Raw genomic sequence first — 24,625 nt, 5'->3', positions numbered from 1 at the left:
TATATAAATACACCGTTTTTATTGGTGTTGCCTTTTAAATCACCTTCGATAATTCGAAGATGATTAAAAACTTTTTTAATTAACTGAAACTTGTAATTTAAATCCTTGATCTCCAGCACATGCTACTGGTGATGCTGTTACCTGATTTAGATCTAAATATGTAGGAGCTCCAGCCACAGCAGGAATACTTGTACCTGTTGTTGCATAACTAGTCATATTAGTTCTAATAGTGTAAGGTGCATTTGGTCCCATACTTACATTAAACCAAGGGCCATTAGGACTATCAACATAACTTGGTAATGTTGTCATTGCACTTCCAGGACACGCCGGGCTATTTGAACCAACAAGTGACCAGATAACAAATGGGTTGGTAATTTCTACAGCTTCAGTATCATCGACATAAGCTTTTACGGTATATTCAGTACCTACATACCATCCAGTAATACCTGGTTCAAAATCAAGTACGTTTCCATTTTGTCTAGCAACTAAAGTGCCATCACTACGATATACTTTAATGTAGCCCGCTCTACCACCACCAAAATTAACCGTAGCTTTGTTGAAAGACTGACCATAACCATCTAATTTGATAGAAAAATCAACTGCTCCATCAAAGTTTGACGCAACGTCGATGGTATAAGTATCACCAATAGCTGTTGTGCCTGCTGCGGTAGAAGCATTTGCTGAAATGCTGTCACCCATTTTGACTTTTTCAAAAGATTTAACAATGACACAACGTTCTGAGGTAGGGCAACTTCTTACCGTACCAGAAGTACCATCAATCAAAGTGACTTTTGTACCATTACTGGTTGCTGTCCATAAATCAACTACTGAGGATTTGAATGTATTGCCTACTTTAGACATCAATGATTGGTCACTAAAACCATCATAACCATCCCCAAAGCTTCCACTTCCAGTAGGTGTTCCAGGGGTAACCAAACTAGCTAATAGCGTTACTGAAGTTGTACCATCAGCTGTATTTTGCACAGAAGTTGCTGGATCTCCTGAGCTATCAACCGCCCAAACACCTATTTTACGAATACTTAAATTAGGAAGAACTTCAAACGAAACTGAATTAGATGTTGCTGATTTTCCTTTGCTATCAGTAACCGTTACTGCTAGGCTATAAACGCCATTTGTACTAATTGGCAATCTGTTCCCATTTCGATCTACATAACTAGGTGCAACAATCTTCCAATTCTTAACATCAGCAGGAGGTGTTAACCATGAAGAGCTAGTACATACTCCCGCAGCAGAACACAAGAAACCACCACCATTATCAATATCTTGCATATTGCCTGACCAAGCTAAGCTTGATATACCTTTGGCGTTATGAACACCTATAACTAGATCATGAGTAGTACCTTCGAGTAATTGAAGAGAATCTAACCCTAAATCAACAGTCATTTTCTTTTCTTTATATTCAAGAACGATATAGTTATTACGATCAACTAAATCATATCGACTGCCTTTTAAAGAACGAGCCGCTTGAACCATATCCGGATCTAGCTGATCTTTTAACGGTGTACCAATACGATAATTCATGGTTAATTCAGCAGATGTGACTTTTTTACTATCCTGTCCGCGCTTATGTTGAGCTTTAACGGTAAATAAAGGAACCGGGGTATAATCCAATCCGACTGTGATCGCTCTTGGATCTTTTTGTAAATTATCCTTACCAAATAAAGCAACCTTATCACCATAGTATTGTTCATACATAAGTGATCCGCCTAAATGAGGATATTGAGGTAAATAGCCCTGAAAGCGAATATCAAAACCTCTAGCAGCTCGTTCTAAATAGTCATCAAAGTCTCTTGAATCTTTCCAATCAGACAGTGGATGATAATAGTTAGCTGCGAACTTCATATAATCAGTCCAAGCTTCAGCACCTAGGCCTAAACGATTGTGTGAACGTTGGAAATCATGATCAAGAAAGGCGTTATATCCTAATAACCATGTATTATCAGCAACATCCCAACGTTGACCAATACCAAAGTTACCAATATGACGATTATGTTCATATTCTTGGAATGATAACTGACTAAAAATCAATGTGCTGTCAGTATCAATCAATGGGCTAAATAATTTAACATTGATATTATTGAATTCACCCTTATCGCCTAAATCGAACTGTAATTGAGCAGTACCAAAACGCCCTAAAAAATTTTGAGCAGCGCTACGAAGAGGATCGACTACTTGTGAATGAATACCATTGCGAACATAGTTTTCAGCATAATCTTTACCTTTGTTTTTCAAATGGCCAGAGATACCGCCATTATCTGCTGAAGTAATATTTTTCCAATCTTGAGTTGCAAGAGTTTGCAAGGTGGTAGCTACTTGGCTTGATAGTGCATCTTTGTCTTTTTTTACATCGTAACTATCATCAGAGCCTAGCGAAGGTAAATTTGAGTATTTATCTTTTTTATTATTATTATTTATTGCAGGTAATAAAGGAGAATTTTCAGGTAAAACTAGTCGTTCATCGACTTCAACCATATCTTTTTTATCGAAACGACCTGCATTCATAGCTCGTAATTCAGAAATTGAAATATTGCTTAATAATGCAATTTGGTACAAACTGCGTTTTTGATTATTAATCATTTCTCGAGCTTTAGTACCATTTTTTAATTCAATGATTTTATTGCTATCAACCTCATTCGACGATAGCTGAGTATCAATAGCATAAGCATAATTCCAACTTAACGTAGCTATTACAAATGCTGAGATAACTCTTAATCTAAGATTCTTTCTCACCGTAGTCATTCCTTATATCTCACTAACTTTACAAATGCATCGTATTTATTTACGTTGTAAGTAAAGTTTTTATTATTTAATGTGTTGTTTTTAATATGCGATTTTAAAACTAAATAATATTCGCCTAAAAACTAAAACTTCTTTACAAAACAGCTAAGTTCAGGAGGATTTTATTACATAAATGTAATTTATAAAACTATTTTGTAACTTTTTTTGACATCTTTTTGTAAAGACGTTTTTTTGATATATTAATCAACAAGTTAATTAATTATATTTTTGTTTAAAACTTACTATTTTTATTAATTAATCAATTTTATATTACTTTTTAGTAATAGAAATCAAACAACAATATGTCAATTGTAAAGAAGAAAGGCTAATTTTGGGGATGAAAATAAGCTTGAACTGTTCACTTCAAGCTTATTTATGACTTTAGGTTATATTTTAGAAAATTAAATGACTAGTATTGACCTTCATTATAAATTTCAAGATTTTCAGATTCTGGCGTGATTGATTTGTTTTCAGCTCTGTGATGCTCTAGCGTATCAAAATAATTATCATCAATTCCTTCAGTAACATATTTTCCATCAAAAACAGAACATTCTAGATGATGAATATTAGGATTTTGCTCTTTAATACAATCAATTAAATCCGAAAGATCTTGAAATATTAATTTATCTGCTCCAATTTCTTTGGCAATTTGACCAACAGAGCGGTTATAAGCTATAAGTTCACTAGCAACTGGCATATCAATACCATAAACATTAGGATGTCTAATTTCAGGCGCTGCCGAAGCGAGATAAACTTTTTTAGCACCAACTGAACGCACCATCTCAAGTATTTTTTCCGATGTCGTTCCTCGAACAATAGAATCATCAACTAGAAGAACATTCTTACCTTCAAATTCAATACGATTAGCATTTAGCTTTCTTCTTACTGAAAGTTTTCGTTCCGCTTGACCTGGCATGATAAAAGTACGTCCAACATAGCGGTTTTTAACAAATCCTTGTCGATAGGGTTTATTCAGAATTCTGGCAATTTCAAGCGCGGCATCACATGATGTTTCAGGAATAGGAATTACTACATCAATATCAATGTCTTTCCATTCTCTAGCAATTTTTTGACCTAGTTTCTGTCCCATTAATATACGGGATTGATATACTGAAACACCATTCATCAATGAGTCTGGGCGGGCAAAATAAACATATTCAAAAATACATGGATAATATTGAGGATTATTTGCACATTGTTTGGAATGAAGTTGTCCATCTTGAGTAATATAGATAGCTTCACCTGGTTCAACATCACGCATAAATTCAAAATCGAGAATATCTAAAGCAACACTTTCCGATGCAACCATATATTCTGTCTTTTGATTATCAAGCACTTTTCTACCTATCACCAAAGGACGAATACCATATGGGTCACGAAATGCGACTAATCCATGTCCAATAATCATTGCAACACATGCATAAGCACCTTTAATGATTTGATGTACCCGATTGATAGCGGTGAAAATATTTTCTGCAGTTAATGGATAGGTAGGGAATTTATCAAGTTCGCTAGCAAAAATATTAAGTAATACTTCTGAATCAGAACTTGTATTAATGTGGCGTCTTGCTAATTCAAATACTTTATTTCTTAATTGGTCAGTATTAGTTAAATTACCATTGTGTGCAAGTGCAATACCATAAGGTGAATTGACATAAAATGGTTGCGCTTCTGAAGGACTTGAGCTGCCCGCAGTGGGATAGCGAATATGCCCTATTCCTAAATTACCTTGTAAACGCAACATATGATGTTCTTGAAATACATCTTTAACTAAACCATTTGCTTTACGTAAGCGAAAACGATTTTGCTCGTCGATAGTTACAATCCCCGCAGCATCTTGTCCTCGATGCTGCAAAACAGTTAAAGCGTCATAAATAGATTGATTAACTGTACTGCATCCTACAATACCAACAACACCACACATACAATGATTACCTCAAAGTTATTGAACTAAAAATGAAGACGACTGCTGTATAAAATCAAAAAACCAACGAATAATAAAATGAAAATGCGGAATTAGCTGCGATTGCTCCCATTCAGGAGATTGGGATAACGGTGTGAAAGTATCGACAAAAAAGAGCACTGCCGCCACAACTAAAATACCCCTTAATACACCAAAACAAATACCTAATACGCGATCTGTACCTGATAGTCCTGTTTTTTGAACCAATTGCCCAATAATATAAGAAACAATGGCACACACAATTAGTGTAGCAATAAATAAAATAGCGATAGCTACAGCAATACGAATTACATCACTATCAAAATAAGTTAAGTAACTAGTGATATGCATGTAAAAACGACTTGCTATAAAAAAAGCCAGAACCCAACTTATTAGGGATAACGCTTCTTTAACAAAACCTCTAATAATACTAATTAGTGCAGATAAAATAATCACACCAATAATCGTATAATCAACCCAATTCATCATAATAACTCACAATTTTATATTAATATTTTTATTTAATGTTTGTACTCATTAAAGAGTAAAATAATTTTTAATTTGTAACAATAACACCTTTTAATTTTGTTAAATTGTTTAGGTTACTAAGCAACTGCTCTGCTTGCTCTTTTTTTGCATAAGGACCGACCTGTAATTTTATTAATTGATTAGGTCCTGGATTACTTGGAATGATTCTAACGTCATAATTGTTAAGCCTTAATAATGCCACTAATTCCTCAATTTTTTTCTTATTTTTCAATGCGCCAAGTTGAATCATGTAGGGCTTATCTGTTTGTTCAGAAATAGATGAAGCATCGCTATTATCATTATCAGGTGATGCTAAAGGGCTAGTATATTGATCAGAATCAGGTGTATAAGATTGTTCAAATCCTGAACCACCATTAATAGTTGACTCATTTTGTGATGTAATCACTTGATTTTGTTCATTTACTACTTCTGGTTGTAAAATAGGAATTGTAGGCGTATGTAAATTAGATTTATCTGTAATGATATTAGGTGCAATTATAGCAATAGTTAGCAATAATGTAGCAAAACCAACTAGTTGATTCCTAATTTTATTTGAAGTAGTTTTCTCTTGATTAGTATCCATGATTACATTTGCCTAATTTATCTAAAACGGCAGATACAGTATAAAATGAACCACAGACGACAATAATATCATCTTCTTTTGAATCTTGCATGGCCTTTTGATATGCATTATCAACTGATTCAAACGTAGTTATATTTTCTACTTTATTATCTTGCAAATACTGCTTTAATACCTCAGCATTACATCCACGCTCACCGTAAAGTGAAGCACAATACCATTGATCAGCATTTAATAAAGATAGAGTGCTTTTAATATCTTTATCTTTCAACATACCAATGACAAACCTAATCTTACCAATAGTAGGTTGTTTCTTTACCAATAACTTAATTTGGTTAGCTAAATAGTTAGCAGCATGAGGATTATGTGCAACATCAACAATTACAATTGGTGATGTCTGTATTATTTGAAATCTTCCAACTAAATTTGTTTTTTCAAGACCCTCGATTATTTGATTCTGGTCAATTGAAAGCGAAGAATAAGTTAGTGCAGCTATTGCAGTAGCAGCATTAGCTAAAGGCACATTGGGAATAGGCAATTGATCATACTGTTTTAACGGTGAAATGAATTGCCATAATGAATCATCAATTTGTTGATATGACCAATCTTTATTGACTACATAAATAGGACAATTCACCGTTTTAGAAACATCTATAATAGATGATGGTATCTCTGGCTCACCAACAATAGCAATACTATTGGGTTTAAAAATACCTGCTTTTTCTCTACCAATACTTTCTCGAGTATTGCCTAAATATTCTACATGGTCGATACCGATTGTAGTAATAATTGCTATATCAGCATCGATAATATTGGTGGCATCAAGTCTTCCACCTAAGCCTACTTCTAGAATAACTACATCCAATTGAGCCTGTTTAAATTGATATAATGCAGCTAACGTTGCATATTCAAAATAAGTTAAGGAAATATTTCCTCTCGCTTTTTCAATTTCAACAAATGCATCAACTGTGTCTTGTTCTTTTGACTCTTGATTATCTATTCTAACCCTTTCAGTAAAACGCACTAAATGGGGAGAGCTGTAAACTCCAACACGCTTATTTGCAGCAAGTAATATCATCTCAAGCGTGCGGCAAGTCGTTCCTTTGCCATTAGTCCCTGCCACCGTAAAAATATAAGGGGCTGGCTGCAAAAGATCTAGACGCTCTGCAACTGTTCTAACACGCTCAAGTCCTAAATCAATGGTCGTTGGATGTAATTGTTCCAAATAAGAAAGCCATGTTTCAAGATTAGACATGGCATCAGGAATTTCAGGTCGCATGATTAATTAAATAGTCTCATCATTAACGATAGAATCAAAAGGAACTGGGAGTTTCATTAATTTAGCTAACAGACCTGCAATTTTAGGGCGCATATCACGACGATCAATAATCATATCAATTGCACCTTTTTCTAATAAGAACTCGCTACGTTGGAATCCTTCTGGCAGTGTTTCACGCACTGTTTGTTGAATTACTCGAGGCCCCGCAAAACCAATTAACGCTTTAGGTTCAGCAATATTAATATCACCTAGCATCGCTAGACTAGCAGATACACCACCCATTGTTGGATCGGTCATCACAGAAATATAGGGTAAACCTTCATCTTGCATTTTTGCTAAGATGGCACTCGTTTTTGCCATTTGCATTAATGAAAATAATGCTTCTTGCATTCGAGCGCCACCACTGGTAGAAAAACAGATTAATGGGCACTTATCTTCAATTGCCTTTTCTGCGGCTCGAGTAAATAAAGCACCAACCACAGACGACATTGAACCACCAATAAAAGCAAATTCAAAGCAGGCAACAACGACTGGAATGCCCAGTAATGTGCCTTTCATTACTACCATCGCCTCTTTTTCATGCGTTTCTTTTTGAGCGGCAGTTAAACGATCTTTATATTTTTTGGTATCTTTAAACCTCAAAATATCTTTAGGAGCAAGTTCTGAACCAATCTCTACATCAGAACCTTCATCTAAAAAACGATATAAGCGAACTCGGGCAGGAATATGCATGTGATGATCGCATTTTGGGCAAACTTCTAAATTACGATCAAGTTCAGCTTGATAGATAACCTGCTCACAATTACTACATTTGGTCCAAACACCACCTGGAATATTTGCCTTTTTATGATCTGACGATATATTATTTTTACTCAGAATTTTTTCAATCCAGCTCATTATGATTCTCTCATTTGGTACTCTTTTCAATTAACAACACATTGTATAATACTTTGCAATAATTCTTAATAGTTGTTTTTATTTTTATCGCAATTAGAAGGAAAATCGATAAATTTATCGACAATTTTATAAAAATATTATTATTTCATACTTCAAAAAATTTGATTTAAAACAAAACTCAGCAAGCTTGATTGATATTTAAATTTAACATTTTTCAATAAAAGTATATTTAGTATGACCTTAAAAAATTATTGGTATATAATTAACTCAGAATCGTTTTCCATTTTTTAGAAATAAGGGGTTATAGATGGACAAGGAAAAATCAGCCGCACCATCATTTCAAGATGTACTTGAATATATTCGTTTATCACGTCGTTTAAATAAATTAAAACGTGAAATTTCAGATAACGAGAAAAAAATTCGTGATAACCAAAAACGTGTGCTATTACTTGAAAATTTAAGTGATTACATTAAACCTGATATGACTTACGAAGAACTTCAAGCTATTATTGCTAATATGAAGAGTGATTATGATGATCGTGTTGATGATTATATAATCAAGAATGCTGAAATTTCTAAAGAAAGACGTGAAATCAGCAAAAAAATGCGTAGTTACCGTTCTAATTAATGTTTTTATGAATAACAACGCCCTTTTTCTCAATAGGGCGTTATTACTTTATTTTTAATCAATTAACCGCCAGCAAATTTGACTTTAAAACCTTTATCTTCTAATAATGATTTTAATAGTTCACGTTTGTCGCCTTGAATTTCAATTTTCCCGTCTTTAACTGAACCACCGCAACCACAACGCTTTTTCAGCTCAGCTGCTAATTGCATCAACTGAGAATCCTCTAAATCGAATCCCTCAATAACACAAACTCCTTTACCTTTACGCCCTGATGTCTGGCGTGAAATACGGATAAAACCATCGCCTTTGATACGAGGTTTAGCAGCCTGCTTTGGCGTAATTCGACCATGTTCAGTTGAATAAACAATAGCGTTATCAGACATAATTATTAACTCTTTGATAAATCTAGTGTTGTTAAAATAGCATGTAATGCTTTGGTTGGGTCTTCCGCTTGAGTAATAGGACGCCCAATAACTAAATAATCTGAACCAGCAGCTTGTGCGCGTTGAGGTGTCATAATACGGCGTTGATCATCAGGTGTTGATCCTGCTGGACGAATTCCTGGAGTAACTAATTTAAAATCACTTCCTAGTCTAGTTCTAAAACTTTGTACTTCTTTAGCAGAACATACAACTCCATCGAGTCCGCAATTCTTTGCCAGTAATGCCAGCTTTGTTGCTTGCTCTAATGGTGAAACGTTAATACCTATTTCTTTAAGATCAGAAGACTCCATACTCGTTAATACAGTCACTGCAATTAACATTGGTGCATCCTTACCGTATGAATAAAGCGCATCTTTTGCAGCTTCCATCATACGAGCGCCACCACTAGCGTGAACATTTGTCATCCAAACACCTAAATCGGCAGCTGCAGCTACTGCTTTAGCAACAGTGTTAGGAATATCATGGAATTTAAGATCCAAAAAGATATCAAATCCTTTTTGTTTTATTTGCCTAATAAAGTCAGGACCTGCATGAGTAAATAATTCTTTGCCTATTTTAAGACGACAATCTTTTGGATCAACTTGGTCTATAAAGTCCCATGCTGACTTAGTATCTGAAAAATCAACAGCAACAATGATTGGAGATGACATAACTTATTTGTTCCTTTTTAATTATATATTCTATCTTTTCTTCTTAATAAACTCATTAAAACCAGTATAGAAAATTTTAGCACTTTCTTTGTAGCCTTGTAAGGTTTGATGTACTAAATCTGGTCGAGTCAGTCCACGTTTTTGCCAAACTTTAACTGAACCAGCTCCCCCCATAGCTGCTTGCCAATTCCAATATAGTGTCCTTTCAGATTTAGCTACTTGCTTTTGAATACTCATAATTGCTAAAAATGATTTAGGGATACTATTTTCATTTACCATTGTATCTGGAGGTGTCATCAATAAAATGGCTGCATTAGGTAATGCTCTACGAATTTGGCGAATATTATTCACTAAGTTTTTGCGGTAATCATTAACATCTAAAGTTTCATCAAAACTTTCATTTGTTCCGTATTCAAGAATAACTAAATCACTTTTTGAAGCAGATAATTCTTTCAACCAACTTGAACCCCATTTTTGCCATATGCTCTGTTTAGCGCCATTAGTTGCAATTGAAGATACAATAACCCCTGATTTTTTTGAGCGATTTAACCAAATTCCTCCAATTTCAACATCGCGGTTTCCTTTAATCGTAAAAGGGTTTTTAGTCACAAATGACACCGTTTGCCAAACACTACTTTTGGGTAAATAACTTATATTTATTTTTTTACCGTCAGCATCATAAATACTCAATAAATTAGGGGTATTCTTCAATGCTCTGAAGGTTAATTTTACTTGCCAATTTTTGTTATCTAAACTTTTTGGTATTATTTGTATAGTGGCTGAATCGTTAGTCGCTTTTGCAATAAATCCACCCATTGGAAAATCTACGTCACTTACTGTACGGCTACTTATTACACGCCAATCTTTTACTTTCCAACCAACTGCTGTATGATTTTGACCTTTAATGGCAACAGGTGTAATCCAACCAATTCCGGCATCACCGTATTTTTGTTGCATTAATGTTCGAAATTCACCAGTAAAAAAATCTGCTGCTGAATGCGAATCTCCAAATTGTGTAATATTAACGACTTGGTTACCATTTCTATTTCTAGCTAAGGAATTTAAACGTTGAGCAAATTGCTTTGCATTTGGGTCACCAAAGTCAACAACAGTCGATTGTGCACCAGTTTTACTTTCTGCTACACTGCATCCTACTGAAACAGTGATAGTCACTATAGTAATAATATACTTTAAAAGTTTAATCACTATCGTCATCCTCAAATTGTTTAAAAATGATTTTATCCATAATTGCTTTAGCTAAAATTTTTTGGCCTATAGGTGTAAAATGGATTCCATCATCAACTCTAACTTTTATTTTATCTTTATTCGATTCAATAAAACTATTAAATGTTTCATAAGTACAACCTAATAATTGATTGGTTGTTAAAAAGTGTTGTTGTCTCTTTTCTACTTCAGACTGATACAGCGTATTTAAATAAACCATCCCTAAATTTAGTTGCGGTTTGCGCATACAAGGAGCAGCAAGCCAAAGCACTTGAACATTATGTTCACTAGCACTATTTAAAATTGTGGCGATACGTAAACGGTATTGTTCTTCCCACAACTCGGATTTAAATTTAACGTATTTAGCATAACCTTTTACAGGAAAGTCCCAAGGATCATTAGGTCCTAAAAAAACAACAAGTAACTTGATAGAAGGATCGGCAATTAAAATATCATTGATTGTTTTTGGCCAATTGAAAGCCTTTGGATAAGCGAGCCCAGTACTTTGTTTGCTTAGATTCACACTTTCTATTTTATATTGTTTAAATAACATTTTTTTAACATATGGTGCAACGCCTTGCATCAAAGAGTCGCCAACAAACAATACTTTGTCATTTTGAGTTAATACAATCGGTAAGGGCTCATGAATTAATGGAATATTTTGAATTTTAGGTGCTTCATCTTTAGCTTCGGTATCTATCTGTTCAGTTACTGGCGTTCCATCAAACCTAGTTTTGCTTAATTTAGTATTTTCTTGCTTAATTGATATTGGTTGAACATGAATTTTTTGCCTTTTTTTATCTTTTTTAATATTAACCATTTCGGATGGTGAAATAACTAACACATTTTTTACTGGTTGGTTTAAATGTGACTCATCATCAATGGAGCTAATGACATTATTTTGATCAATAACTACATCTTTCGAATATTCTTCTACTCGACCATCAGAATCGTCTAGATCCATTTTTTGGGTCATACTTCCTGAATTAAATAGATCATGATGATACGTTTGTTGCCAATAAATTAACACCGATTTGTGATAAATTGCTATTAATGCTATTGCGGTAATCAATAGCATAATAAAAACATATTTAGGTGAAAGTGATTCTTTTTGAGTTATTGCAGCTTCTGATACTTTAGTCTTAGCATTATGCTTTCTTGATTGCTCATGTAAGCCATTTTCGAACAAATCAATTTGTTGTCTATTTTTTGATAATGTTTTTTTATATTTCATTTTTATTGTTCTTCATAATCAAAAATTAGCATAAATAAAATTTGGCACTCCAGATGGTGCAAAATAGATAGTTAGCCATAATATAAATATAAAAATGATAGGCAAATAAATCCTATTTATTTTGCTAAGTTGTAAAGCGCACCAATCAGGAATATTTTTAAATAATGGGTATAACAAAAATATGACACATATACTTAGAAATACCTCAATATAATGTGACTCAATTAAAAAGTTATGGCCTAGAGCCGTTAAATAATCTAATGCGTCAGGTAAGCTTGCACAATAAAAAAATAACCAAGTAAAACAGATATAATGCCAAGTAATTAATCTAGCAATAATTGGGGAACGTTGAGTAATCCAACCTCTTCCCATATAACAATCTAATATATTAAGAACAATAATCCCCAAACCATGACATCCCCCCCAAATAACAAAATTAATCCCAGCTCCATGCCATAAACCTGACAATAACATAGCTGACATAACATTAATTTGAGTGCGAATAAAACCACGACGATTGCCACCAAGAGGGATATAAATATAATCACGGATCCAATGAGATAAACTAATATGCCAACGTTCCCAAAATTCGCGGACATTACAGGCTAAATAAGGAAAGTTAAAGTTGATAGGAAGTCGAAAACCTAATAATAAAGCAATACCTGTAACAAGGTCGGTATAACCAGAAAAATTCAGGTAAATTTGTATAGCATAACCGTATAAGCCTACCAATAAATCAAGAGTACTGTATTCTAATGGATTTGAAAAAATCGGAGTTATCCAGTTTTCGTTAATTAATCCACCTAAACAATAAACTTTTATCACGGCCAGAATAATTAACGTAAATGCCCGAAAGGGTTCTAAAATCTCTCTAGGTTGACTCACCACAATTTGTGGAATAAATGTTTTTGCTCGATTAATTGGACCCGCAATTATACAAGGAAAAAAGGATAAAAATAAGGCAAAATCCGAGAATTTAGCAACAGGTAATTCTTTCTTTTTTATCGAAACTAAATAGCTTACCGAGTGGAACGTATAAAAGGAGATGCCTATTGGAATAAAAATGGTTATTGCTGGCAATAAAATAGATAAATTTAGATAGTTAAGCAATGATTGTAATTCATATCGAAAAAAATCAAAATATTTGAACAATGCTAAATTGATTATTGCGGCACTTAATCCTAGAACCAGCCATCTTTTTGCGTGTTTTTTAGACGTTGCAATCATTATTGAAAAGAAATATATCACGCTAGTGTAGCTAAAAAGGATAACAGCAAATTGAACACTATAACTAGCAACAATAAGGTAACTTGAAATCAAAAGTAAATTATTTTGGAATTTTGGTAATAATCTAAAAGACCAATATAAAGCAAAGAGAACTACAAAAATTAGACCAAATTCAATTGATAAATAACTCACTGCAATCCTTTCATATGTAAATCTACTATTGACCTAAAATTTTATTATTCTATAAAGTCTATTTCTGATACCCAATTAATTGTGATTGAGCAAGAACATTATAAACAATCAACTCCCTATTTAACCCATTTATCGATAACAAGTTTTTTGCCTTTAACCACAGTTGATAAAGCGAAATAATTTCATCATTACTTTTTGTGGCAAGTAGCCTAACTAACGGAACCTGATCACGATTCACAATATATCGACCAACTTTCTGTTTAGCTTTTAACGCATCACCTAGCAATGCACAAAACCAAGTGATACGCTCAAAAAAGTCCTCATGATTAAATGTCTTTGCTAATTGCCAAAAATTGTTTTGTGGCAAGACATTTAACAAGTTTTCACAAAATAATTTTCGTTGTTGCCAATTTTCGGGTTGCAACAGAAGAGCTGCATTTAGTGGCGCATTTTCACTCAATAACAGAGCAGTGGCAAGCTCATTATCACTGTATAAATCATTATGTATCTTTTTTAACCAATTAATAGATTCTTCTATTTTTGGTATTTTTAAAAAATAACAAAAACAACGGCTATGAATTGTAGGTAAAAATTGACTATTATGGTTATCACTTAAAATAAAATAGGTATTTTCTGGAGGTTCTTCTAACGTTTTAAGCAACGCATTTGCAGCGGCTTCTGTCATAAAAGCAGCATGTCTAATCCAGATGACCTTATTACCTCCCTGTTGGGATTTTTCATAGATTTTTGTAGAAATATTCCGTATTTGATCAATACCAATCGATTGTTTTCCCTGTTCATTTGTTATTTGGTAATAATCAGGATGATGTTGAGATAAAAATAACTGACAACTATGACATTTACCGCATGGTTCCAACTGTTTTGAAGATTGACAGAGTAATCGATTAGCTATTAAGTTGATTAATTCTTCTTCACCACTACCTTGAATATAATTGATTAACAAAGCATGATGAGCACGATGATTAACAATCGTTTCTGCTAACTGTTCAAAAGGTAATTTAAGCCATGGATATTCGTTGAAAATCATAAAATCGAAACCTAATTTGTTAACCATGAATTTAATGTTGTTTCAATTTGAGCTGTCACTTCTGTAATTGATTTTGATGCATCAATAGTAATGATAGTGTTATCATTTTCAGCTAACTCTAAATAACGCTGACGAATTCGCTCAAAAAAAGGCAGTGATTGTTGTTCAATACGATCAAGTTGCCCTCGAGATCTTGCCCTCATCAATCCAAGTTCTGGAGAAATATCTAAATACAACGTTAAGTCTGGTTTAAAATTACCTAAAACCTGAGAGTGTAGTGTTTCGATAAAAACTCTGTCTAACTCTCGTCCGCCACCTTGATAAGCTTGAGTAGATAAATCATGTCGATCACCAATGACCCATTTCCCCATTTTCAGTGCAGGCTTAATCACGTTATCGACTAATTGAATACGCGCAGCATATAACATAAGTAATTCAGCTTTATCAGTTAATGGCTCATTATCTAAACCATTTTTAATAATATTACGCAATGCTTCAGCAATCGGTGTACCACCCGGTTCACGAGTAAATTGCAGATCGCAAATATGATGTTGATTCAAAACACGCGCAACAGTATTTATGGCAGTCGTTTTACCGGCGCCTTCCAAACCTTCGATGACAATAAATTTGCCTGTCATACTTATTTCCTAAACTAATTAAGCTGATGAACGAGTAAACATTGCGCTATTGTACGCTATTTTTACCAATTATTTTAGTTCGTATCGTAAATACCTTGTTAATACTTATCAAATATGAGTACTTTTTAATATACCGACATAGTAAAACTATCCTGTTTAATTATTAGCGATTCGTCTATAAGATCAAAATAAAAATAGTTTGAAGTTGTTCATTAATAGGAAAATCATTGAGTATATGAACTTTGTATTTATTACCTTCTAGAAAAGAGATATCGATTGATATTTTTCACTCACTTATCATTTGTTTAGTAAACAATTCATAGTATTATGAATTAGTATTTAACACTGTGTTGCTAGAGAAAATAAAGTTTTTAGATTATAAAATCATTAGGCGGATTTCCAACCATACCTGAACAAGAATATAAAACAAAATTAATCTGGAATGCCAAAGAATGAAAAAAATACTCCTACTATTAGTCGCATTTATGTCAATAGTAACATTAACCAGTTGCAACAAAACACCTTTAGAAAAGGTTTTAAAAGATGTAAAAAACAATCATCCTAAAACCATAACCTTATCTGATTATACCAATTTTAAATGGGATGAAGTTTGGATAATCAGTGGCAGTATTAGTGGACGGTATATCATATTAATGCGAGAACATAATATTGATGTCAAAAAAGTAGAAAAACCTAAAAGGAAATATGGAAAATATCAAGAGCTTTCTAAGACTGTAGTGTATGTATATAATAAAAAAGTTGTCTATTACGAATTTCCTCCGGATAACAGGGACAGGGAGTTTTCTCTTTTAGGTTTTGTAGAACCATATGCACTTTTAGATTTTAACTTAGAAAGAGGACAGATAATGGTTGTTTCCAGTAATAATTCTGAGTTTGAAGTAAAAGGCAAAACATTAATTCCCATTAAGCCAGTTAAGATCTATGACAACATGGATAAAAAATTGAAATGATCCCTAATGCATAAACAATTCTAGATATTCTGAAAAGTTCAAATCCCACGATTTTTATATATTGAGTTTTTATGATATAGATAATGGTTATACCTGTGTATACAAGGAACTCGCCGTGCATACGACATCTACCATTTGTCATTGTGGTTTATCCCTGTGTATACAGGGAACTCGGAAGAGCAAAAAGCTGAACCGACGCCGGAAGCGGTTTATCCCTGTGTATACAGGGAACTCCGCGATTGTCAGTAATTTGCATTGACATCAGTCGGTTTATCCCTGTGTATACAGGGAACTCGTAAAAATGCGATAGCAGTTTTACAGCTATCACGGTTTATCCCTGTGTATACAGGGAACTCTCACTTAGGGTGTCTTTGTGTTCTTCATACTGCGGTTTATCCCTGTGTATACAGGGAACTCCATGGGGTAAATTAATCCTGCTGCGAGTTTAACGGTTTATCCCTGTGTATACAGGGAACTCCCCAAATGAGCTAACTGCTCGGCGGATGGCCTCGGTTTATCCCTGTGTATACAGGGAACTCTTATGTAATATTAATGACGATGATGTTATTTACGGTTTATCCCTGTGTATACAGGGAACTCGTGAATTTGGCTTTATATCGGCAGTATTAATATCGGTTTATCCCTGTGTATACAGGGAACTCAATTTGCGACAGAATTACCATTTGACATGATCCGGTTTATCCCTGTGTATACAGGGAACTCTTGTAAGTGCTTCTTAAAGTTTTAATTTTGCTCGGTTTATCCCTGTGTATACAGGGAACTCGTTCTTTACCTTCTCGATTTTCGAACTAATTTCGGTTTATCCCTGTGTATACAGGGAACTCCGGTAAAATTATCGACAAGCGGATCGCCCAAGCGGTTTATCCCTGTGTATACAGGGAACTCCACCACCCGAACCCCAAGGGTTTCCCCCTCCACGGTTTATCCCTGTGTATACAGGGAACTCTCCTGTGTTCCATGCATCAAGAAGATCCAATGCGGTTTATCCCTGTGTATACAGGGAACTCTCTAAACATAGCTATTTGTTTTATTTAAACTTATAGCAACCATAAAATTCCACCAGATTTTTTAAATTTTTAAAGAGCGTTAACTTATTGATTTTCTACAGGTAAAAAAGAGACCAACCTAATTCCATCGAGTTCTACCGGCACTCTTCTATTGGTACCATAAGTTTGGAAGTCAAATCCTGATTCAGTATTGGTTGCCCAAGCAAGTACAACATTACCTTCTTCAGCGAGTTCAATGATTTGTTGCCAAATCATCTCTCTTATTGGTCTGGAAATATCGCCTATGTAAACACCGGCTCTGATTTCTAATAACCATATAGCTAAGCGTCCTCTTAATCTAGGTGGTACATTTTCTGTAACGACAACACTCATACTCATGATTAATGGCTCCTAAAGCCACTATCGGCAAGTGATTGTGGTTCTGGTATCGCAGGTGGTGGTACATCATCTGGAGGTGGTGGAGGCTCAATCTCTCCAGCGGATAATACCTCTTCAATAAGTGGAATTAATGTCGCTAATGTTTTTTGACTTCTAAAAATTTCACGACAAGCAATACGCACTTCACGGTCGGGATCAGCTCTATTTTGGGCAGCAATTTCAAACGCTTTCGGAACTACCGTATCAAATTTTATAATATCAGCAATATCATAAACAAAAGATAGCGGTTTTCCACTATGCACAAAACCGATAGCAGGAGCATAACCAGCTGCCAAAACTGCTGCTTCAGTAATACCATAGAGACAAGAAGTGGCAGCACTGATACATTGATTGACAGTATCTCCTTTTTGCCAATCTTTAGGATCATATTTACGTCCATGCCACTTAACACGATACTTTTTAGCTAATAATGCATAAGTTGCACGTACACGAGCACCTTCAACTCCTCGTAGTTGTTCAACAGAACGTCGACTAGGAGCCGGTTCACCAAATCGTAGTTCAAACATCTTTTTAACAACTTTTAAACGAAGTTCATCATCCAGGGCTAATTTGGCTTGATAAAGTAGTTTATCCGATCGAGCACCGCCTGGTTGACCTGACGAATACATTCTGACACCAGCCTCACCCACCCATACTAACAGAGTTCCCACGGTAGCAGCTAATCTAACCGCAGCATGCGATACTCGTGTACCAGGTTCAAGCATAATACAAGCGATAGAGCCAACTGGAATGTGGGTTCTAATGCCTGTTTTATCTATTAATACAAAAGCACCATCTAAAACATCAATTTGTCCATATTGGAGAAAGATCATTGATGTTCTATTTTTTAAAGGAATAGGATTCAGTGGAACATACACCATATCAAATATCCTATTGGAAGTGTTTAATTAAAAATAGTCCACAGCCAAATCCTTTGCTTTTACCAATACCTTGATAAAGTGTAGCTAAAAATAGTTTTGGATCAGTAACAGTCAAAACCCCCTCGAAATCAACACTACTATAACTAATCGGTTTAAGTTCTGACTTTTTATTAAGCAGATGTTGGTTGTAACTGATAACATTACAGCAAACTGCCGAATGCTCATTTTGTTTTAATGAGAATCCACGTTTTTCACTTTGCTTAATCAACCAATCTATAGCTGCTTGATATTGCTGAGCTTTGATCTCATTAGATGATAAACCCTTCTGTTTAGCCAGATATTTAGCATTCATCATCACATCACAACGTTTCCCTTGTTTCATTACAACAGGATTGGCACGTAATAAAAAACTTAACTTCATACCTGTTGTTAATTGCGGCGCATAAAGTTTTGTGTCAATTTTAAATAACTCATGATTAGCCAGTGGTGCAAATTCAGATAAAAGATAAAACTGAGTTTTTTTAGCATTAAGATCTTCATGAAATAAAAAAGAACGTTTATTTTCATCAGGAAACAGCTGCCATAACCATTGATGTATTGCATACTCACCTGCATAAAGTCTTTTTTGTTGCATCACATAAGGAAGCCGTTCAAGTTTTAGCTCCACTTTTGAAAAAAACATCTATTCGCTCCTTTTTAAATGTCCTGCATATTGATGGCGATTGATAAATTGCCAACGCTTCCTGTTAATGGGCTGATCTTGTCGAAGTTGTATTTTAATCACGTCAAAATACGCATCTTGATCAGGATGATCCCAGTAATATTCGTTAGCATCACTATCAATTAAATCTTTAAGGATAGAATCACACTGGTGATATTTACGATAATGGTCATTAGCGAAGATAAAAGCATCACTAAGTTCACCATCATAAATTACCGGCGCTAATGGCAATGACAATGGCGAGTTTTTCCTGCCCACATACAGAGGAAATACAGGCGTTAATAATGCCTGCTGTATCTGTTTTACAGAATAAGGAGCTCCATTCGTTTCTGTAATAACAATTTGATAATAAACGTCATTGTAATATTCACGCTTAGTAAGTAAAGTTTCAAGATCCTGAGGATTACGACGTATTTCATCAAAACGAGTGTAAAATACTTCTTTTTTATTCGCTTTTGGCATCTGAACGGTATGAAAATCAGAAAACCAACTACTCTTAGAAATAAAAGGGCGAACTGCAACATGATAATGTTGATTGAAAACTTCAATATGATCATCATCTCGCTGAATACCTAGTGCAGCAGCTAAAAAACCCAATAAAGCTGAACGGGAAGGAATAATATTACTATGACGAATTTCCCCAACAGCTGGTTCTCCCCACGATGTTAGCGGTGCATAGATCTGAAAAATAAGGTGTTTTTTCATCTTGACCGCTCCTTATTTTTGCGCAACAAACTCTAATGCAGTTGCAAGTTTTCCTTCTCCAGTTTCAATATTAAGTTTGTAGCGATTATCGGCACATTGACCATAAACTTGATCAAACTTATCCAATTGTTGTTCTAATCGAGTAATGGCATCATTCACCATATCTTGACTACGGATTGGATTAAAATAAGCAACAGCTAGTGAACGTGGTTGCTGAGTACCTTTTTCTATTAATAAATAAGAGGTATAAGCTCGTGATGCAAAGCTATTCTGCATGCCTGATGGTGCTACTTTGGCAGCAGATTCAGTTAATGCTTTTAGTGTCTTTTCAACCAATGCTTCATCACCATTTAAATTATCAAGGAGTAAATCACGGCTAATACAGATATAAGTATAAAACAGCGCAGAGGCAAATCCACGTTCGCCTAAATGGGCTGAACCAGCATCTTGCTCTTTATTGTTTAAATCATCAACAGCAGTAAAAAAATCATCTTCGATTGTGACTGAACTAACCCCTAAAGCATGAGAAACTTGACATGCAGCATCAACATTAAATGCAGGACTATCCGCTAACATTCGACCAAACAGTGCTATATCAACACTACTATTTTGTTTACGTAACAGTTTAACTTCGTCATCTGTTGGAACCCTTTTTTCGCTAATTAACAGCTTAACCAACGAGGCTATTGCTTGTTGCTCATCGTTACTAATATGGACTAACTGTTCAATATCTATGTTAGCAAGCGGATCTTTTGGTGCTTTTTCATTTTTAACTTTGCCAAATTGTCCTGCAATTTTAATAGCGCTTTCTTTGGCTATTTTTTCAGAAACTCCCTGTTCAACCATCGGTACATAAATCCAATCTCTTGCAAACCGACGAGAACGAACACCTATATGATCGTTCAAAGATTGATAAAAACAATCTGATGTACGCCATGCTCTTTTTAAACTCTGAGATGAAATACGTAGACGATCGCTGTTACCCATCACAGCGGTTTTTGGACGCCCAAGATCATCTCGATTCAAATTAGAAGGGGCATAAGCCGTTAATAAATGTAATTGAATAAATGTGCTCATATTAATTATTCCTTAGATATTTTTTTAGTTGAGTTATAATCCATTGCCCAACGAACAGAAAGACGTTTAAATGGATCAGAATTAAAAGATAAATTTTGTTGACGTTCATGCCACTCTTCTACCCATAAAAATATACCATCAGCCAGAGAAAAAATATTCACACCATTTTCTCCACGCATTTTTACGGCACGAATTAAAAGACGACAAAACTCTTCATTCGTTTCACTAGCTAAAAGCTGTTCAAAGCGTAATCGGGATAGAAAGTTACGCTCTCCCCCTTTAACTTTTTCACTTAGTTGTGTAGCAAAAGGCGCATTGCCATTATTGGCACTGGCAAATGAGGCAACCCACGTAAAACAAGCTAATGCTTGCAGATGGATCGGATTATTACTGGATAAAGTACTATTTTTATCAAATAGAGCATCCTTTAAAATAACATAACCTTCTTGTAAAATTATCTCATGAAGCAACGTTGTACGACGCAGCTCTGCACGTAATTGCCGACCGTTATAAGTACCTCCATTAAATCCACATAGTCGTTGTTGCAGCATCGAAAACCAATCATCAATAATTTTTTTGTGGTTTTCTTTAAGTATAATCGACTTTTTTATAAAACTTTCCGACATCTTGTTCTCCCTTTTTCAAGCAAGGTTATTTGCTATTTTTTATTTTCTTAAAATATGTAAGTTTATTAAAATCAGAAAGCAACTTTTCTCTAGCATTAATCTGAATACAGACTTCTTGATTCGTTTTATTATCCTTGATGTATTTAAACGGCTGATTAGGATCATCAAAAGCAGCTTTATCATAAATTAGGGTAATATAATTTAATAATGTCTTAGTCCAATCAGCTAATAATGGTTGCCGACCACTAGGATTATCTTTTTGTGATATTAGTTGTTTTACAAATTGGTAAAATGGCAGCTCTGTCTCTTTCCAAAAGGCCATATCTATTGCCGTTGACTGCTTATTGATTGCCGTCATCGCTTTACGCAAAATCGGTAAGGTATCTTTGCTAAGAGCTAAAGCTTGTGCAATTATCTCTTTTAAATCACTGTTAGGATCCGCCAAATCGCGGTAGACAGGAAATGTGTGTTCATACCAACAACGAGCTTTCATATTTTCAAAATCGTAACCAAAACACCATAAATGATAGTGTTGTTTATCTTTAAAGTTTCGATCAAGATGAGTTGTAACAACTCTAGCCGACTGTGTATCATCATTGGCGCTTACCATACCCAACCAATCTCGATAAATTAATCCACCTGGTTGCCCTTTAATGGCAAGTTGCTCGCCTGTTTTTTTATCTGTGCGATATGGCGTTAGCGGATGTTGCCAATGTTGATATTGGATGCCATAATTTTTGGTTTGATATTGGGTAATTAGTTGTTTTGAATCTTCACCACAAATGTCACATTGCCCCTGCTCAGTTTGGTGAAAATCTAACTCAATTCGCCTAGGCATTCCCCAAAAAGCTTGGCAGTAATTAGCTTGCTCAGGAAATAGACTTAAATTTTTTGGTGGTTCACTGGTCTTCGTTGGGGCTAACCAAGGAAAGACTAATGCATCAAACTGCTGTGGTTTTTCTTCTTCATCTAAAGGAATTACATTCAACCACAATTTTTTCCATAATGGAGTCTGTATATTCAGTTGAGGCATGATTAAAGTCGTGATAGGTCCTCCACCACGCAGGCTCACCCGATGTCCTTGACCACCCGAAGGGGCATTAGTTTGTAACGTAAACAGCGCCATAACAGCACAGTGTGGGCATATAGCCTTGACGAAATCTCGTTTAATAAAGTGATCGGTATTTCGTTTTAATGCATTCTCGCCTGGGGCTTCAACTAATAAACCCGATATAGGTACTTTATTCCCATCTAACGCTGCAAAGTCTTGCATAAAAGAGGGTTTAGTAGCACCAAATTGCATGGCGGATCTGACTTGTTCAAACGCTTCGATTAGTTGCTGTGATGAAAAACCATTATTCCAATATTCTCGCCATTCAGAATTATCTTCTGGCGATAGAGTAGTTTGTAATAAACCAATAAGAAACTGGTAAGCCGCACCTTGAAAATCGGGTCTAAAATAAGCTAAATCTGAAATTGTTTCATCAACCAATTGACTAGGTTGAATTTTACTAAGATGACCATCGAAATGAACAACGGGTATCCATTTTTCGTCTAATAAAGATAAGATAGACAAATTTTACTCCTTTATTTCCTATATAGGCGATATCATAAATCGATACCGCTTATCGTTTTTTTAATGGTAAAAAATTAATAAATCACAGAATAATGGATTTGTTAATTTCAAAAGTGAATATAAAACTATATTCACCATTTTCATCTATTTTCTTTCTAAATTTAAAAATCCAAGATATTCTCTTAAATCGAACGTTAATAGGTAATCTAAAGATTTTATGTAAAATTGATGTAAATGTTTTCAATGAAATAACCTCATAGCTGAATTAATGATTGAAAATATCAGCAATGCATGTATACTCAAGGAACGCTAATCCATGGAGGTTACATGCAATGCTGGACTTGGGCTAGTTTGTAACCAACCATGATCAATTTAACACAATAAAAAAACATTGCAACAAAAATAAAAGGCGGATGATAATAATATTTCTTAGATTACTGTCTAAGTATTTTTATGATATAATATTGATTGTTCCTTATATTAATAGGGTTAAACCAGCGGAAGATAAAAATTATAATCTGTTCCCCACCATCGTGGGGATTTTCACATCAAGAGTATTTAACCAGATAATTACAAATTTTGCGATGAATTAATAATAAAAATTTGATTTACAAGAAATTTTCTAATAAATCTAATCTAAACTGCTTTTATTATTTGTTAATTTAACTTTTTACATAGATATATGTTAAAAAATTAAAATCTCGCACATTATGAGTAACTTCAAAATAATAAATCCATTATTATTCAATTTTTATTAAATTAGCGACATCAAGTTGGTTTGCTAATATAATTGCTAGCTAAAAGCCAATATAGAAAAGATAAAAATTTAATAGTAGATAGATAAATTTAATATTGAGAGAGTTATGAATCCCCCAAATAACACTAAATATCCACTAAATAATCATAAAAATCTAATAGATAATCCTCATCAACTTGACAATGGACTAGTAAAATCAAAGATGTTTTTGATTCTTTCGGTCATTAGTAAAATTACCCCTTTTTCCATGATTTGGGTAAGTATAATATTGATGTATGGGGTTATTTGTATGTACACAAACGCAATGGGGCAAGACGAGTTTTATCGTTTTATCTTTTTCTTGCAAAAGCCTTTAGTTGTTGTCATCAATTCTATTGCTTTATTACTTGCTTTATTTCATTCAATTAATTGGTTTAGATTAATACCGAAAGTTATTTTTAAGCAAGATTCGCATAAAAAGGGTAAAGTATATTTACTTATTATTGGCTTTTGGTGTGTAACACTTTTACTTTCATATTACTTACTATTATTGATTATTAAATAAGTGGTGTTTGATT

Annotated in this window: 23 protein-coding genes and 1 CRISPR repeat array; of the genes, 3 read left to right on the top strand and 20 right to left on the bottom strand. The window is 34.3% G+C overall.

The annotated features are described in order from the left end of the window. Positions 1-75: 75 nt before the first annotated feature. The 6 genes from J3U27_RS00380 to accD all read right to left on the bottom strand — a co-directional run bounded on the left by J3U27_RS00380 (position 76) and on the right by accD (position 8,025). Positions 76-2,751: an inverse autotransporter beta domain-containing protein gene (locus tag J3U27_RS00380; protein WP_267336685.1), complete on the bottom strand. Its 2,676-nt coding sequence runs from the start codon at positions 2,749-2,751 to the stop codon at positions 76-78. 457 nt (positions 2,752-3,208) lie between these two features. Next, positions 3,209-4,723, bottom strand: coding sequence for an amidophosphoribosyltransferase (gene purF / locus J3U27_RS00375; RefSeq protein ID WP_267376536.1), 1,515 nt, complete (start codon positions 4,721-4,723; stop codon positions 3,209-3,211). Positions 4,724-4,741: 18 nt separating this feature from the next. Next, a complete protein-coding gene (locus tag J3U27_RS00370) occupies positions 4,742-5,227 on the bottom strand; it encodes a CvpA family protein (RefSeq protein ID WP_065562475.1) in 486 nt (161 codons plus the stop codon). A 70-nt stretch (positions 5,228-5,297) separates the two neighbouring features. Next, positions 5,298-5,852 carry an SPOR domain-containing protein gene (locus tag J3U27_RS00365; protein WP_065734754.1) on the bottom strand — a complete coding sequence of 185 codons (555 nt, stop codon included), beginning with the start codon at positions 5,850-5,852 and terminating at the stop codon, positions 5,298-5,300. Further along, positions 5,842-7,131, bottom strand: coding sequence for a bifunctional tetrahydrofolate synthase/dihydrofolate synthase (folC, locus tag J3U27_RS00360; protein WP_416380521.1), 1,290 nt, complete (start codon positions 7,129-7,131; stop codon positions 5,842-5,844). The genes J3U27_RS00365 and folC overlap by 11 nt, the downstream gene beginning before the upstream one ends. Before the next feature lie 3 nt (positions 7,132-7,134). After that, entirely contained in the window at positions 7,135-8,025 is an 891-nt protein-coding gene (accD, locus tag J3U27_RS00355) for an acetyl-CoA carboxylase, carboxyltransferase subunit beta (RefSeq protein ID WP_267376534.1), read from the bottom strand. Positions 8,026-8,332: 307 nt separating this feature from the next. On the opposite strand from accD, the gene tmaR reads away from it, so the two are divergent. After that, complete coding sequence (gene tmaR, locus J3U27_RS00350) at positions 8,333-8,653, top strand: PTS system regulator TmaR (protein WP_065562399.1); 321 nt, start codon at positions 8,333-8,335, stop codon at positions 8,651-8,653. A 62-nt stretch (positions 8,654-8,715) separates the two neighbouring features. On the opposite strand, the gene yciH is transcribed toward tmaR, so the two are convergent. Genes yciH through tmk form a run of 7 tightly spaced genes read right to left on the bottom strand, consistent with a single transcriptional unit; the run spans position 8,716 to position 15,309 of the window. Next, positions 8,716-9,036 (bottom strand): stress response translation initiation inhibitor YciH, encoded by a 321-nt coding sequence (gene yciH / locus J3U27_RS00345; protein ID WP_065562400.1) that lies wholly within the window; start codon positions 9,034-9,036, stop codon positions 8,716-8,718. A 5-nt stretch (positions 9,037-9,041) separates the two neighbouring features. Continuing rightward, on the bottom strand, positions 9,042-9,746 hold the full coding sequence (gene pyrF, locus J3U27_RS00340; RefSeq protein ID WP_267376533.1) for an orotidine-5'-phosphate decarboxylase: 705 nt from the start codon (positions 9,744-9,746) through the stop codon (positions 9,042-9,044). A gap of 30 nt (positions 9,747-9,776) precedes the next feature. After that, positions 9,777-10,952 (bottom strand): hypothetical protein, encoded by a 1,176-nt coding sequence (locus J3U27_RS00335; RefSeq protein ID WP_267376531.1) that lies wholly within the window; start codon positions 10,950-10,952, stop codon positions 9,777-9,779. Then, the gene (locus J3U27_RS00330) at positions 10,945-12,204 is read right to left on the bottom strand and encodes a DUF459 domain-containing protein (protein WP_267376528.1); all 1,260 of its coding nucleotides are present in this window, start codon (positions 12,202-12,204) and stop codon (positions 10,945-10,947) included. Before J3U27_RS00330 ends, J3U27_RS00335 begins: the two co-directional genes overlap by 8 nt. 18 nt (positions 12,205-12,222) lie before the next feature. Next, a complete protein-coding gene (locus tag J3U27_RS00325) occupies positions 12,223-13,623 on the bottom strand; it encodes an MBOAT family O-acyltransferase (RefSeq protein ID WP_267376526.1) in 1,401 nt (466 codons plus the stop codon). Between the two features lie 58 nt (positions 13,624-13,681). Further along, the gene (gene holB, locus J3U27_RS00320; protein ID WP_267330013.1) at positions 13,682-14,671 is read right to left on the bottom strand and encodes a DNA polymerase III subunit delta'; all 990 of its coding nucleotides are present in this window, start codon (positions 14,669-14,671) and stop codon (positions 13,682-13,684) included. Between the two features lie 11 nt (positions 14,672-14,682). Further along, the gene (gene tmk, locus J3U27_RS00315) at positions 14,683-15,309 is read right to left on the bottom strand and encodes a dTMP kinase (protein WP_065562405.1); all 627 of its coding nucleotides are present in this window, start codon (positions 15,307-15,309) and stop codon (positions 14,683-14,685) included. 452 nt (positions 15,310-15,761) lie between these two features. Between tmk and J3U27_RS00310 the strand changes: the two genes are divergently transcribed. After that, the gene (locus J3U27_RS00310) at positions 15,762-16,280 is read left to right on the top strand and encodes a hypothetical protein (protein WP_267330012.1); all 519 of its coding nucleotides are present in this window, start codon (positions 15,762-15,764) and stop codon (positions 16,278-16,280) included. An 83-nt stretch (positions 16,281-16,363) separates the two neighbouring features. After that, a CRISPR array of direct repeats spans positions 16,364-17,308; the repeat unit is 29 nt; unit sequence CGGTTTATCCCTGTGTATACAGGGAACTC. A gap of 84 nt (positions 17,309-17,392) precedes the next feature. Here the strand turns inward: J3U27_RS00310 and cas2e are convergent. From cas2e to casA, 7 genes are read right to left on the bottom strand one after another with little or no spacing between them, the layout of a single operon-like run. Then, positions 17,393-17,686: a type I-E CRISPR-associated endoribonuclease Cas2e gene (cas2e, locus tag J3U27_RS00305; protein ID WP_267338168.1), complete on the bottom strand. Its 294-nt coding sequence runs from the start codon at positions 17,684-17,686 to the stop codon at positions 17,393-17,395. A gap of 2 nt (positions 17,687-17,688) precedes the next feature. Beyond that, positions 17,689-18,606 carry a type I-E CRISPR-associated endonuclease Cas1e gene (gene cas1e, locus J3U27_RS00300; RefSeq protein WP_267376524.1) on the bottom strand — a complete coding sequence of 306 codons (918 nt, stop codon included), beginning with the start codon at positions 18,604-18,606 and terminating at the stop codon, positions 17,689-17,691. 10 nt (positions 18,607-18,616) lie between these two features. Continuing rightward, on the bottom strand, positions 18,617-19,288 hold the full coding sequence (gene cas6e / locus J3U27_RS00295) for a type I-E CRISPR-associated protein Cas6/Cse3/CasE (protein ID WP_267376521.1): 672 nt from the start codon (positions 19,286-19,288) through the stop codon (positions 18,617-18,619). Then, complete coding sequence (cas5e, locus tag J3U27_RS00290; RefSeq protein WP_267338165.1) at positions 19,289-20,032, bottom strand: type I-E CRISPR-associated protein Cas5/CasD; 744 nt, start codon at positions 20,030-20,032, stop codon at positions 19,289-19,291. It abuts the gene before it with no gap. A 12-nt stretch (positions 20,033-20,044) separates the two neighbouring features. Then, positions 20,045-21,109, bottom strand: a complete 1,065-nt coding sequence (cas7e, locus tag J3U27_RS00285; protein WP_267338164.1) for a type I-E CRISPR-associated protein Cas7/Cse4/CasC — start codon at positions 21,107-21,109, stop codon at positions 20,045-20,047. Positions 21,110-21,114: 5 nt separating this feature from the next. After that, positions 21,115-21,735: a type I-E CRISPR-associated protein Cse2/CasB gene (casB, locus tag J3U27_RS00280; protein ID WP_267376518.1), complete on the bottom strand. Its 621-nt coding sequence runs from the start codon at positions 21,733-21,735 to the stop codon at positions 21,115-21,117. Positions 21,736-21,760: 25 nt separating this feature from the next. Beyond that, positions 21,761-23,311: a type I-E CRISPR-associated protein Cse1/CasA gene (casA, locus tag J3U27_RS00275; RefSeq protein WP_267376514.1), complete on the bottom strand. Its 1,551-nt coding sequence runs from the start codon at positions 23,309-23,311 to the stop codon at positions 21,761-21,763. A gap of 863 nt (positions 23,312-24,174) precedes the next feature. On the opposite strand from casA, the gene J3U27_RS00270 reads away from it, so the two are divergent. Continuing rightward, positions 24,175-24,612 (top strand): hypothetical protein, encoded by a 438-nt coding sequence (locus J3U27_RS00270; protein ID WP_324169942.1) that lies wholly within the window; start codon positions 24,175-24,177, stop codon positions 24,610-24,612. Positions 24,613-24,625 lie beyond the last annotated feature (13 nt).

Source organism: Gilliamella sp. B2911, from assembly GCF_026536965.1.
Classification (GTDB): Bacteria; Pseudomonadota; Gammaproteobacteria; order Enterobacterales; family Orbaceae; genus Gilliamella; species Gilliamella apicola_E.
Note: the sequence above shows the minus strand (reverse complement) of the source record. Positions and strands in the feature narration are given on the sequence as shown.